This is a genomic window from Ruminococcus sp. RTP21359st1_H3_RTP21359_211015 (assembly GCF_040909065.1).
GTDB lineage: Bacteria > Bacillota > Clostridia > Oscillospirales > Ruminococcaceae > Hominimerdicola > Hominimerdicola aceti.
In genome coordinates this window covers 110,687-123,272 of record NZ_JBDGDD010000001.1, presented here as the reverse complement: position 1 = coordinate 123,272, position 12,586 = coordinate 110,687, and the positions used below count along the sequence as shown (strand labels likewise).

Annotated in this window: 12 protein-coding genes and 1 tRNA gene; 7 read left to right on the top strand and 6 right to left on the bottom strand. The window is 44.9% G+C overall.

Going from position 1 to position 12,586, the window contains the following annotated elements:
* Positions 1–41 precede the first annotated feature (41 nt).
* From AB5Z01_RS00545 to AB5Z01_RS00535, 3 genes are all read left to right on the top strand, one after another.
* Positions 42–671, top strand: a complete 630-nt coding sequence (locus AB5Z01_RS00545) for a Bro-N domain-containing protein (protein ID WP_051706933.1) — start codon at positions 42–44, stop codon at positions 669–671.
* Positions 672–1,150: 479 nt separating this feature from the next.
* Positions 1,151–1,357 carry a hypothetical protein gene (locus AB5Z01_RS00540; protein ID WP_041337442.1) on the top strand — a complete coding sequence of 69 codons (207 nt, stop codon included), beginning with the start codon at positions 1,151–1,153 and terminating at the stop codon, positions 1,355–1,357.
* A gap of 230 nt (positions 1,358–1,587) precedes the next feature.
* The gene (locus AB5Z01_RS00535) at positions 1,588–3,783 is read left to right on the top strand and encodes a stage V sporulation T C-terminal domain-containing protein (RefSeq protein WP_368365197.1); all 2,196 of its coding nucleotides are present in this window, start codon (positions 1,588–1,590) and stop codon (positions 3,781–3,783) included.
* 148 nt (positions 3,784–3,931) lie between these two features.
* On the opposite strand, the gene AB5Z01_RS00530 is transcribed toward AB5Z01_RS00535, so the two are convergent.
* Positions 3,932–4,007 (bottom strand) — tRNA-Thr (locus AB5Z01_RS00530).
* A gap of 728 nt (positions 4,008–4,735) precedes the next feature.
* Here AB5Z01_RS00530 and AB5Z01_RS00525 point away from each other — a divergent pair.
* The 4 genes from AB5Z01_RS00525 (at position 4,736) to AB5Z01_RS00510 (ending at position 9,251) form a co-directional block, all read left to right on the top strand.
* On the top strand, positions 4,736–5,746 hold the full coding sequence (locus AB5Z01_RS00525) for a LacI family DNA-binding transcriptional regulator (protein ID WP_022287525.1): 1,011 nt from the start codon (positions 4,736–4,738) through the stop codon (positions 5,744–5,746).
* A 78-nt stretch (positions 5,747–5,824) separates the two neighbouring features.
* Positions 5,825–7,339: a carbohydrate ABC transporter substrate-binding protein gene (locus AB5Z01_RS00520; RefSeq protein WP_215649947.1), complete on the top strand. Its 1,515-nt coding sequence runs from the start codon at positions 5,825–5,827 to the stop codon at positions 7,337–7,339.
* A 94-nt stretch (positions 7,340–7,433) separates the two neighbouring features.
* Positions 7,434–8,363: a carbohydrate ABC transporter permease gene (locus tag AB5Z01_RS00515; protein WP_368365196.1), complete on the top strand. Its 930-nt coding sequence runs from the start codon at positions 7,434–7,436 to the stop codon at positions 8,361–8,363.
* 6 nt (positions 8,364–8,369) lie between these two features.
* Complete coding sequence (locus tag AB5Z01_RS00510) at positions 8,370–9,251, top strand: carbohydrate ABC transporter permease (protein WP_117897547.1); 882 nt, start codon at positions 8,370–8,372, stop codon at positions 9,249–9,251.
* A gap of 73 nt (positions 9,252–9,324) precedes the next feature.
* Here AB5Z01_RS00510 and AB5Z01_RS00505 read toward each other — a convergent pair whose 3' ends face one another.
* The 5 genes from AB5Z01_RS00505 to AB5Z01_RS00485 all read right to left on the bottom strand — a co-directional run bounded on the left by AB5Z01_RS00505 (position 9,325) and on the right by AB5Z01_RS00485 (position 12,425).
* Positions 9,325–10,233, bottom strand: coding sequence for a hypothetical protein (locus AB5Z01_RS00505; protein WP_278642831.1), 909 nt, complete (start codon positions 10,231–10,233; stop codon positions 9,325–9,327).
* A complete protein-coding gene (locus tag AB5Z01_RS00500) occupies positions 10,233–10,577 on the bottom strand; it encodes a hypothetical protein (RefSeq protein ID WP_117865280.1) in 345 nt (114 codons plus the stop codon). Before AB5Z01_RS00500 ends, AB5Z01_RS00505 begins: the two co-directional genes overlap by 1 nt.
* Positions 10,570–10,992, bottom strand: a complete 423-nt coding sequence (locus AB5Z01_RS00495; protein ID WP_256320967.1) for a hypothetical protein — start codon at positions 10,990–10,992, stop codon at positions 10,570–10,572. The genes AB5Z01_RS00500 and AB5Z01_RS00495 overlap by 8 nt, the downstream gene beginning before the upstream one ends.
* 15 nt (positions 10,993–11,007) lie before the next feature.
* The gene (locus AB5Z01_RS00490) at positions 11,008–11,388 is read right to left on the bottom strand and encodes a hypothetical protein (RefSeq protein ID WP_022287532.1); all 381 of its coding nucleotides are present in this window, start codon (positions 11,386–11,388) and stop codon (positions 11,008–11,010) included.
* A 62-nt stretch (positions 11,389–11,450) separates the two neighbouring features.
* Positions 11,451–12,425, bottom strand: a complete 975-nt coding sequence (locus AB5Z01_RS00485; protein ID WP_256320966.1) for a hypothetical protein — start codon at positions 12,423–12,425, stop codon at positions 11,451–11,453.
* Positions 12,426–12,586 lie beyond the last annotated feature (161 nt).

Sequence of the window (12,586 nt, the reverse complement as noted above, 5' to 3'; positions counted from 1 at the left end):
CATCTGCGATTTTCATTTTTCTGCTATGGAAAGGAATTTTTATGAAGTTGAAAAAATTAATGATAATTGATGGTAATCCTTTTGCGGACACAGAGTTCGGTCAGCTTGAGTGTGTTGAAGTTAACGGAAAGCTGTACTTCCCCGCATCGGAGTGTGCAAAGGTTCTCGGATATCACAATCCGAGAAAAGCTATCATAGACCATTGCGACGAGCCAATAAAGCTTACTGTTCCGCATCCGCAAAGTCCGTTAAAAACTATCGTGAAGAATTATATCAGCGAGGGAGATCTGTATTCGCTGATTTTCAATTCAAGGTTACCGATCGGCAGACAGTTTCGTGCTTGGATATGCGACGAGGTGCTCCCGACGATAAGGAAGTACGGATTTTATGTTACGCCGAAGGTTCTTGCGGAGTGCGACGGCAATCCCGAAAAGCTTAAGCGTAAGCTAATGGAAATACAATGTTATCAGTTCTGGAACTACTGTCTGGATCATCCTGATAAGGCGGCAGATTTGATATCGAAATTTTATGAAAAGGCTATGAAAGAAGATGATATTATAGACGCTGAATTCTGTGATGAGGTAAGTAACGAAACCAGTCGCTTGATTGAATGCTCTGCGGTGAGTAACGAACTGCGCACGGCAAGAAACGCCGAAATCTCGCCCGTGTGAGCCTGCCGATTCTCGGCGGTATCCTTGCCCCACCTATGTTGGTTAAAGCCCATACACGCCGAATGTGTGCGACGTCCGAGGCGGTTAACGGTGATTTCTGATGAGAGAATGAAAGTCCGGTAAAAATTGCTCCTGTCAGTATTGCACGATCACCGATATGCAGAGGTTAAAGCAAATCGAAATATTGTAAAGCAAGTTAAAGCATCGGGGTCGTAAGCCCCCGATGCAGTCACAGCGGACAGCAAAGCTGACCGCAAAAGTGCCGAAAATACGCAGTTTCAGCAAAATTGTTGTGCATAATTTTTATGGGGTCATAAATTCGAGGTTTGAAGAATTCAGGGGTCGTAAGTACTGAAAATCACGTAAAATCGGTGTGATTTCAGGAGTCGTAACAGAAAATCAAAGGACATTGCCGCATTTTTCAAAATTGAATAACTTAAATCCCAAAGTCAAAAATGAATCAAAAGGAGTGTTGCCTATTGGAAATTAACGTCAGTGAAAATAAGCGGATCGTAGAGATCTGGCTGACAAATCAGGAGCAGGAGGACGATAGTATCAGCGAATTCGTGCAGAATACTGCAGACAAGTACAGCGATAAAAAATACAAGGTTGCCGTATTTATGTCGGGGGACAACGACTTGTTTGACTGCACGGAGGGATTGATAGAGCACAACCTCTGCCTATGATTTGTGGTGCGCAATCAGGCGCACCGTACATAACTGACGTAAAAAAACATAAATTGCGGCAAAGTCATAAAATCTTCACTCGGATATTTATTGCCTTTGCCTATTGCAATTCTGAAAGATATATGATACAATATTGATATAAATTAAAACGAATATTTCTGACAACATTGTAAGTATTCGCAAAGGTAAAACCGAACCGAAAAAATAATCAACATTGAAAGGGTGAAACAATGAGCATAAAGTACAGCATAGCAGGCTATTGCCGAATTTCTGTCGACGAGGAAATGGACAGAGACAACACCTCGATAGAAAACCAAAAAGCTATCATAGCCGACTTTGTGAAACGCAAGTTTCCAGACAGCACGCTTGATTTCTATGAGGACCGTGACCGATCGGGCTATACGTTTGAACAGCGTGAGGGCTATCAGGAGCTGCGAAAGAAAATGCTTCGATCAGAGTACGATATTCTGATAGTCAAGGACTTCTCCAGATTTTCCCGACGAAACAGCAAGGGACTGGTGGAATTGGAAGATCTGCGTGACGCAGGAATGAGGATTATCTCGATTGGCGATAACATTGATTATCCTACCTATGACGACTGGACGGCAATTCAGTTCCGCTTTCTTATCAATGAAATGCCTGTTACCGATACGTCCAAAAAGGTCAAATCGGTCATCAAACGCCGTCAGGAGGAGGGCAAGTGGATATGCGCTGTGCCCTACGGCTACGTTATGATAAACAACAAGACCATGCAGTTCGAGGTTGACGAACCTGCGGCGGAGGTTGTCCGAGATATTTTTGACAGGTACAACAGCGGCTGGGGATACAAAAAAATTGCCAACTATCTTACGGACAAGCATATTCCCACGCCTAGAATGTGCGAAAAAATGCGCAGGGAGGCTAAAGGCGAGGAGTGCAAGCGTGAGGTAAAGCAGACGTGGAGTATCATCACCGTCAGCGAGATATTGCAGAACGATTTTTATATCGGCACGCTCCGTCAGGGCAAGTACAGGCGTAAGAAGATAAACGGCGGGGAGGTCAAGCAGGACGAAACAGACCACATAGTATTTGAAAATAATCACACTCCTATCGTCGATTACAAGGTGTTCGCTCTGGCTCAGGAGCAGCTGAAGAAGCGTACGACCTCTCACTATCGGGGAGTGAAAAAGTACGACAATGTGTACTCGGGCTATCTTTTCTGCGGAGACTGCGGCTCACCCATGTTCGCAATGAGCCGTAACGATCTTGCTCCTGCCTACACCTGCGGAACCTACCACAAGCGAGGAACAAAAGGCTGTACCTCGCACCATACCAGAGTTGATATGCTGGACGGTCTGCTGAAAAGCTATATCAAAAAGGTGCGTGACAACTCCGCAGAGATGATCGACCGTTTGCAGGAGTCCATTGCTAAAGAACAGCTTGAAACGAAAAGCAGTCAGTCCACCGTTGACGTGATAAAGGGGCAGATAGAGGACGCAAAGGCGGAAATGAAAATGCTCACCCGACAGCAGGCGAGGGATGTTATGAAACACCCCGACCGTGCGGAGATAATCGAGGAGACCTACACCGAGATGATAGACGAGCTTACTCTGCGTATCGAGGGACTGAAAAATCAGATGCAGCTTGCAGTCGACAAGCACAACACCGTTGTCAGAGTGAACCGCACCGCCAGAACCGTGCTGGAGATTTTCGATGACATCATTAACAAGCCCGCTCTTGACAAGAACGACCTGAATTTTATAATTGACAAGATAGTGGTCTTTGAAAACAGAATTGAAATTCATCTCAAAGCGGATATCGACTGTTTGCTGAAATACGGCACGCTTACAGAGCAGCAGCTTGTGACAGTCGGAGCAGATGGATCAGCCGAAAATTTTAATCAAGGCACTAAGATCGGAAAGTCAGCCGGACAGCTTGCAGCTGCTGTAACGGACAGCAGAGGCAGGAATCTTAGTGTCAACGTTATCAATAACGGCGACCCCCTCGAGATCTACACCAACCCCGACGGCGAGGTCATCTTCAAAAAGTATTCCGCCATAAACGAAATGTCCGAGGGCGCAGCCCAGGCAGCGGAAGTCATCTCAAAGCTTGGCGGAGCGCCTGCCGTGGTGTTCGATAAGGACCACGTCGTGGCTGTGTCAGGCGTGCCGAAAAAAGAGTATTCCCAGCGCCGCCTCTCCCCTGCCCTGGAGGAGCTTTTGGAAAACCGCAAAACCTTTGACTATACCGATACCACAGCCGAGCCGCTTAGAGCCGTCGAGGGTATCACCACACACGCCCTCACCATCGCCCCTATCCTCACAAACGGCGATATAACAGGCGCAGTGGCTTTCATGGCTACCGACGATACCGAGCTTTGTACCGATAAACAATCCATGCTCGCCAAAGCCGCCGCCATGTTCTTGGGCAAACAAATCGAAGAATAATACCAAAAAGGACCGCCGCCTGACCGCAGCAGTCCTTTTTTTCTGTACTATTACATCAGTCATTGCACCATGTCCTACGCTGCCAACATAACAAAACCCTCCGACCCATACAAATGGATCGGAGGGCAAACTGCAGACCACACTGCGATGGAGCTGATAGTCGGACTCGAACCGACGACCTGCTCATTACGAATGAGCTGCTCTACCAACTGAGCCATATCAGCACATCAGACCTAAGTATTATACACCAAAACCACACATTTGTCAACATCAATTCAAGATTTTTTTCAAAGCTTTGCAAAATCCCTATCAAATAGTCATATCATATGTAACTTGTAAGTATAATGTATGAAATAAATACGTTTTCTTTCCACATCGTTATTTTGCACAATAAAAAAACGCTGAAATATGCTTAAACGTTTCAGAAATATCTTCGCAAACACCGAATATTCCAACTTTTCCGATCAAATGACTATCATATTTTTATATCAAGACAATATTTTAACAATATCATATGTTACAACACACTTTTCAACAATTATTATCCGAAAACGTTTAATGAATAAAGTTCTTTAATGGTTTTTGTAATTTCACATAACATAATTGTATACAAAAGAAATGTTTATATACATTTTTCACATACCACACAGCCTGGTTTCATATACCCCTCAGAAAACGCAGTGCATTTTCGCAGCTTTTTGATTAGCCTGTCAGTTCCTTTGTAACAAATCGATTACAATTGTCCAAATAGCATTGTTAAAATGCACAAAAGTAAAGTTGAAAAATTGGCTAAACCTCCATAATTTATTACAGAGGGCATAAAAATGTGAAAAAAGACTTGAAATTATGCCGAGAATATTGTATATTTTTATTAACGGAAACGTTTGAAATAAGTTTTCACGGAAAACATCAAGCGTAAACGTTTAAAATCTACGGAAAGGCGGAAATATCATTGGTTTCTTTAAAAGACATTTCCGTTCGCTGCGGAGTATCCGTCGCAACCGTAAGCAAAGCCCTCAACGGCCATAAGGACGTAAGCGAGGCAACAAGAGAAAGACTTATGAAAGCCGCCAAAGAAATGGGTTACTTCCCAAATTCTCAGGCAAGAGCTTTGAAGACCAACAGGACCTATAATCTCGGGGTCATGTATCTCGACGAAGCAGGAAGCGGTCTTACCCATGAGTTTTTCGCAAAGGTGCTTGACAGCTTTAAGACTACGGCTGAAGCAGCAGGATATGATATAACCTTTATAAATAGAGATGTGGGCAAGCAGAAAATGTCTACATACGAACATTGCAAATACCGCAATGTTGACGGTGTTATCATTGCCTGTACGGATTTTACGTCGCAGGACGTGTACGAGGTGATAAACGGAGATATACCAGTGGTCACGATCGACCACATCTTCGATTGCAGAACAGCGATCATGTCCAATAATGAAAAAGGTATGGAAGAGCTTATCAACTATGTGACGAAGATGGGGCATAGGAAGATCGCTTTTATCCAGGGCAACAGATCGGCAGTAGCCGAAAGACGTCTGGCAGGCTTCTATAAAGCTTGTATGACAAGAGGAATTTCAGTTGATCCCGATTGGATACTTAACGGTGATTATCACAACCCTGATCTGACTTATAAGCTGACAAAAGAACTTCTTAGCAGAGAGAACAAACCGACCTGCGTTTTCATGCCCGATGATTATTCAGCAATGGGAGCTTTCAATGCAGTCAAGGAAATGGGTCTTTCAGTACCGGAGGATATCTCGATAGTGGGCTACGACGGAATAGCTTATTCACAGCTTCTCTCTCCAAAGCTTACGACTTATCTTCAGGACACAGACCTTATCGGTGTAACAGCCGCAAAACAGCTGGTATCACTGATAGAAAACCCACAGACCACCTTTAAAGAGGTGATAACAGTCGACGGAAAGCTGCTGGAAGGCGGTTCGGTAAGCGACATCAATTAATTCAAGGCATTAATTTTCCGCAGAAATGCTGCGGAGCAAATCAAATAAACTAATGCGATTTTAAGGAGGAAAATTATTATGGCAAATCTTAAGAAAGTACTTGCAGGTTCATTGAGCCTCTGTCTGGCAGCTTCAATGTTCACAGCTTGCGGCAACACAGATTCATCTTCAACATCTGACAAGAATGGCGGCAGCACATCAAAGGCTGGCAACAACACAGGCATCAACAACAGCTCTGACAGAGTAAACACAGCTGAGCTTCACGGTGTGGATTCATCAGAGGATTCAAAGAAGACTCTTACAATTTACTGCTGGAACACAGAGTTCAAGTCAAGACTTGATAAGTACTATCCACAGGGCACATCAAACGAGCTTACATACAACGAGCTTGCTGATGGTTCTAAGGAGATCGCAACGATCAACGGCGTTAAGCTGAACTGGGTACAGGTTGAAAACGAAGGTAACGCTTACCAGACAAAGCTGGACGAGGCTCTTAAGGGTCAGCAGGACAGCACAGAGAAGGTAGATATGTTCCTTATGGAAGCTGACTACGCTCTGAAGTATGCTAACGGCGACGTTGCACTTTCTATTCAGGACCTCGGCATCACAGACGACGATATGTCACAGATGTATCAGTACACAAAGGACGTTGCAACAGATACAAAGACAGGCGAGCTGAAGGGTGTATCATGGCAGGCAACTCCAGGTCTGTTCCTCTACAACACAAAGATCGCTGAGGACGTTCTCGGCACAAGCGATCCAGAGAAGGTTCAGGAAGCTGTTAAGGATTGGGATACATTCACAGCAACAGCTCAGAAGATGGCTGACAAGGGCTACAAGATGGTATCTGGTTTCGATGATACATACAGATGCTTCTCAAACAATATGTCTAGCCCATGGGTAACAGACAACAAGATCACAGTTGACCCACAGATCAAGGCTTGGGCTGACCAGACTAAGGAATACACAGACAAGGGCTACAACAACAAGACTTCCCTTTGGGACGATGCTTGGGCTGCTGGCCAGAAGATCGACGGCGGCGTATTCGGCTACTTCTTCTCAACATGGGGCATTCCTTTCACACTTCTTCCAAACACAGTTGACGAAGAGATCAAGGCTGATGGTTCAAACGCTAAGGAAGGCAACGGCGGTTATGGTCTCTGGAAGGCTTGCTCAGGCCCACAGGCTTACTACTGGGGCGGTACATGGATCTGCGGCGCTATCGACTCCGATAACCAGGATATCGTTGCTGATATCATGAAGGTAATGACTTGCAACAAGGACGTAGCTAAGGCTATCACTGAGGGCGAGCAGGACTACACAAACAACAAGGCTGCTATCAAGGAGCTTATCGACGGCGGTTATACAAACGCATTCCTCGGCGGACAGGATCACCTTGCACTTCTTACAGAGGCTGCTGACAAGATCTCCCTCGAGAACAAGCTTTCTGCTTATGACCAGGGCTGCAACGAGAAATTCCAGGGTGCTATGAAGGACTACTTCCTTGGCACAGTTGATTCATATGAGGCTGCTCTTGAGAACTTCAAGAAGAACATCACAGACCTCTATGGTAACCTTACTTGCGATTTCTAATCGTATAAAAAAACAGTATCTAATTAAATATAGGGGGTGGAGGTTATCCCCCCCTATTATTTATTAATCTCACGAAAGGAATAGGTATACTTATATGAAGAGAAAAAGCATAAGCTATGCCAAGTGGGGATATGTTTTCCTTATCCCATTCTTTGTAGTTTACATCATCTTCTCACTATATCCTCTGTTCCAGACTTTCTATTACAGCTTTACAGACTATGTTAAGGATCAGGGCTCTATCGGCGGTGGTTGGACAAGACAAGCTGTCGAAGTAACACCGACATTCTGCGGTTTCGATAACTATTCAACTATATTCACATCAGGAAGTGATCTTCTCCAGTCTTTCTGGAATACGATCATCATGTGGATCGTAGGATTTATCCCACAGATCGTTATCTCTCTTATCCTTGCAGTATGGTTCACTGACCTTCGTCTGAAGATAAAGGCTCAGGGATTCTTCAAGGCTGTTATCTATCTTCCAAACGTAATCATGGCATCTGCTTTTGCATTTCTGTTCTACAGCTTGTTCAGCAGAGGCGGCGCTATCTATGATCTTATCAAGGTACCACTCCTTGAAAGCGTTTGGGGATCAAGAGGTGTAGTTGGACTCATCAACTTCATACTTTGGTATGGTAATACAACAATTCTTCTTATGGCTGCTATCATGGGTGTTGATACATCACTCTATGAGTCAGCACAGATCGACGGTGCAACTTCCAGCCAGACATTCTGGAAGATCACAATTCCGCTCATCAAGCCTATCATGTCATATGTTCTTGTAACATCACTCATCGGTGGACTTCAGATGTACGACGTACCTGCCCTCCTCACAAAGGATATGGGTAACCCTAACGGAAAACTTAAGACCGTCGTAATGATAATCCAGGCAAATAAGCAGGGCGACATCGGTAAGGCGTCTGCACTCTGCGTAATAATCTTTATCGTTTCCGCTATTATCGGACTTGCACTTATGTTTGCATCTGCTGACCATGACGGAAAGAAGAAAAAGAAGAAAAGGGGGTAAGCTGAAATGCCAAGAAGTACTGAAATAGTTGGTGAAAAGACGAATAGTACTGGTCTTATCATACATAGGATAATAGCTTATGTTGTCCTTGTTCTTTTGGTCGTTGTTTCACTTTTCCCATTCTATCTTTTGATAATCAACGCAACACGAGGCAGATCACAGGCAGGTATCAGATGGTATCCTGACCACTTCCTCGCAACAAACTTCAAGAACCTTTTCAGCGGTTCAACAGCCGTAGCATACGGAAGCGTATGGCGTTCACTGGCTAACTCACTGTTCATATCAGCTTGTGCTTCATTGCTCAGCGTATACTTCTCAGCACTGACAGCATATGCAACACACGTTTACCAGTTCAAGCTGAGAAAGTTCGCAGATATGTTCATTCTCATCGTAATGATGGTTCCAACACAGGCTTCAGCTATCGGTTTCTACCAGTTCATGAACAAACTTGGCTGGACAGATACTTACATTCCGCTGATTGTTCCTGCTGTCGCAGCACCAGCTACATACTACTTCATGAAGCAGTATATGGCGTCTGCACTTCCGCTTGAGATCGTAGAAGCCGCCCGTATCGACGGTTGCGGAGAGTTCAAGACCTTCAACAAGATCGTTACTCCTATCCTCAAGCCTGCATTCGCAGTTCAGATCATCTTTACATTCGTAACAAACTGGAACAACTACTTTATGCCAAGACTTATTCTTACATCAAAGAGTAAGTACACGATCCCTCTGGTACTCAACGCAATGCGTTATGCAGGACCACAGGAGAAGGACGTGGGAATGTTCAGCTTGTACATCGTACTTGCTATCCTCCCTGTAGTAATTGTTTACCTTTGTCTTTCAAAGTTCATCATTCGTGGTGTTGCTCTGGGAAGCGTAAAGGGTTAATACGAAGCTTCAAACAGCGTACAGTTTTTCTGTACGCTGTTTTTTTGCTCTATTCATTCCTTACTTCTCTTTCCTATTCACATAAAAGCTTCGTTTGCATACCTTTGCTATTGACCGTTATCTCCATTCTGCTCACTCTTTTTCCATTTACGCCATATCCATTACAAATTATTTTATCCGTGATATCCTCACCGCAATACCCCTCATAAGTGATATGCTCCACCAAATACTCCCTCTCTGCAAACTCTATCCTATCTTTAAGCCCGACAACTACATTATTGAGCCACTGCTTATCAAGACCATAATACTTCTCCCTCGTGATACCATGTGGTATAGTTTTACCGCTTGAATAGCTATATCCATACTCCCCGTCCACGTTTTTCATATATATCTTCGACAGCATCGATCTCGTATCAAGCTGTTTGCCGTATTCAATAATACGCTGAGTACCGATATTCACCGAAAGGATACTCAGCGATACATTAACCTGCCTGTCCCCTCTAATATATGCACGCCTGCCGTAAGCCTTAACAGCATATACGCCAATAGCCTCCCACAGTGTAGACTTCTCTTTGATGTTCACATAGTTCACAGTGTCAGTTCCACTCTCGTAGGTTATCTCACTTGAGGGACTGTAGCTCTTCATAATATCCGTCAAACTCACCTTAGACCATACCCCGGGTTCAGGCTCGTTCTGCCCCAGCATAAGTGTTATCCCACGGCTTATAAGTTCAAGAACAGTTTTTCCGCCTCTCACCCTTGTTCTGATGTAATCCGCAGGACCGTAGTGCATACGCCTGCTGCCTATATAAAGTGCCACACGCCTGATGTTGTTAAGATTTATGCTGTTATTCAGAACGACAGACGCTCTAAGTTCACTGTATGGCGTATAGCGGTCTTTCACAAGCCTTGCTGAAACAATGTTTCTATAGTCCAAATTGCCACTGCCAATAAGTTCAAACCTGATGTATATCTTCGCCATTATTCCGCCCCCCTAAGCTTTATCATAAGGCTTCCGATCATCCTGTCAGGCTGAAAATCCATTTCTATCTCTGAGAGTATGTATCCGCTGTATAAGACCCCGTCTGCCGTGAAATTGATCGTCTTTCCTCCGTTCTCGCTTAGAGCAGCCCAAGCGTAAGCCTTGTCCGACGGAGCGATCCTGCCGCTGAACTGAAATATCTCCGCCGCCTTGCCTGAGATATTTCGCAAAATACCATTCACAGCCTTTGTTTCCTCCTGAATGTAACCTCCGCTTCGCTTAACTCCGTCCATGTAAAATGAACGTGTGCCGATGTCAAGCTTTATCTTTCCCTTTTTACTCACTTATATCCTCCTCACTGTAAATGCCGATACTAAGCTCTGCCTGCCTTTCGAGCCTGTGAAGGGGCAATGTCTGAACTGCGCTTCCAAGCTTTGCGTTCTTTACATTCAGAACCTCGCTTTTTGCAAGCTCCGCCATAACGCTTTCACACTTTCCCTGAAGCTCCTCCATGTCATCGTATTTTCCTGCCTTGCCCATGAGCCGCAGGTCGATATGACATATATACTCAGTGTAAAGCTTTTTGCCGCCCTGCCCAATGACTTCATCGACCACATCATAGCCTTTAAGTCCATAGAAGCCAATTGCTTCTCCACTGTGCAATAGACTGTCAGCCGAAGTGTATTCACCCATTGCAGTAAAGCCTGCTCCGTCAAGTATCTTTTTTATCTCTGCCGCCATTTCCGTCCAGACTGTCATGGCTCGTCCTCCTTCCTAATATGCGATAACGGCATTGAATACAAAGCCGTCCTTTGAGAAAAATCTTTCCGCCCTTGAAACTGCGCTGTCACGAAGCTCTCTTGCCGCCTTTATCCTGTTCTCCTCGTCAAAAGCCTCCACCGCCTTGCCCTGTGCCGTAAACATGACCTTATATTCAGCCGCTTTCAGACAAATAAATCTGTAAAAGACCTCCGCTGCCGCCGCAAATTCGCATATAGCCGTCCCGCCCTCAGCGACCATTCGCTCCTGGTCAACAGCCTTTTCCATTTCGTCAGCACACACCGTTATAAGCCCTGCATACACCTCAGCCGACGTGCTGTCAAGTCCGCTTAGCTCCATGAAATTGCTCTTTACATTGTCTTTGCTTATTGCCATTTTCCTGCTCCTTTCAAAAAATATACCCGCCCACCGTCCCTTTTTTTCATTATCCTCTCAGCTTACTTTGTAGTTTTCAGCGTCTTTACAGCACCGCTCGTAAGTACAGAGAAACCTGCAAGCACTGAGCAAACGATCTCGTTGCACTGATTAGTAAGAAGCTTATCGTAGTCCACGATAACATCTCCTCCAAGCACCATTTCAACCGCACTGCTCTGGTCGATGCCCACCGCAATACCGCCTGTGAGCTGAGGGCATTTTACAAGCGTTACACCATATGGCGTCTGAACTGTGCCGCCTGCCATATAGTCGCCAATGCAGTATTTCATCTCGTCCATAGCAAGGATCTTAGCCATAACATCAGGAGTACAGATCATGGTCGTCATGTTGAACTCGCCCATGGAAGCCCAAAAAGCCGCCAGATCAGCGTAAGTAAGCTCGCTGCCAATAAGAGTCTGAGCTGTAATACCTCTTGTTATCTCAGTCATGGCAAGACTGTTCACATCTCTGCTTATAGTCGCCCCAAGGTTTCTCAGCACCACGCCGAAAGCCTCAAGCTTCTGCTTCCTTACAGACTCAAAAGAACAGTTAAGACGTCTTGCAAACTTTGTAAGAGTCTTACTGGAGGTGCTAAGTCTGACAGTTGTGATAGGCACATTTCCACCCTCTGCCACAACGTCAGTTGAACCTGACTTTGTAACGTTCAGACCTCTGAAATCCACTCCGTCAGTGTATGAAACAGCCGCCGCTACCTTGCCCATGATAGAAGCCTCGTCCATGCCCTGCTTGACAGTGCGTCTTATGTACTCAGGAAAAAGCACTGCCGACTCAGTGGAAATGAAGAATTTTTCCACTCTGTCAGAATTTGCACCCTTTACCTTGATGTCAAAACGCTTGAGCTGTCTTTCAAAAGCGTCAAGACCTTTAAGCTCGGTGTTCTCATAGTTTGCGTCAGGATCAAGCTCAGCCAGCGCCTGTGTGAATGTCTTGCCTGTGATAGAATAAAGTCCCTTTTCAAGTTTGATATTGTTGTACATATTATTTTCTCCTTTTCGATAATTAAATTTGTCCGATTTTTTGTACTGATTTTCGTATCATCGAAAACCATTTGTCTTTTCGGGTGAACACTGTTCGCCCCTACAGTGATGATATCACATTCTGGCATTTAAGCCCCTATCTCCACATTGTCATCGCCCCC

Excerpts from the sequence above, each read along its gene's own strand:
- AB5Z01_RS00545 (WP_051706933.1), top strand. The coding sequence starts at position 42 with ATGAAGTTGAAAAAATTAATGATAATTGATGGTAATCCTTTTGCGGAC.
- AB5Z01_RS00510 (WP_117897547.1), top strand. The coding sequence starts at position 8,370 with ATGCCAAGAAGTACTGAAATAGTTGGTGAAAAGACGAATAGTACTGGT.
- AB5Z01_RS00535 (WP_368365197.1), top strand. The coding sequence starts at position 1,588 with ATGAGCATAAAGTACAGCATAGCAGGCTATTGCCGAATTTCTGTCGAC.
- AB5Z01_RS00520 (WP_215649947.1), top strand. The coding sequence starts at position 5,825 with ATGGCAAATCTTAAGAAAGTACTTGCAGGTTCATTGAGCCTCTGTCTG.
- AB5Z01_RS00485 (WP_256320966.1), bottom strand. The coding sequence starts at position 12,425 with ATGTACAACAATATCAAACTTGAAAAGGGACTTTATTCTATCACAGGC.
- AB5Z01_RS00505 (WP_278642831.1), bottom strand. The coding sequence starts at position 10,233 with ATGGCGAAGATATACATCAGGTTTGAACTTATTGGCAGTGGCAATTTG.
- AB5Z01_RS00495 (WP_256320967.1), bottom strand. The coding sequence starts at position 10,992 with ATGACAGTCTGGACGGAAATGGCGGCAGAGATAAAAAAGATACTTGAC.
- AB5Z01_RS00515 (WP_368365196.1), top strand. The coding sequence starts at position 7,434 with ATGAAGAGAAAAAGCATAAGCTATGCCAAGTGGGGATATGTTTTCCTT.
- AB5Z01_RS00490 (WP_022287532.1), bottom strand. The coding sequence starts at position 11,388 with ATGGCAATAAGCAAAGACAATGTAAAGAGCAATTTCATGGAGCTAAGC.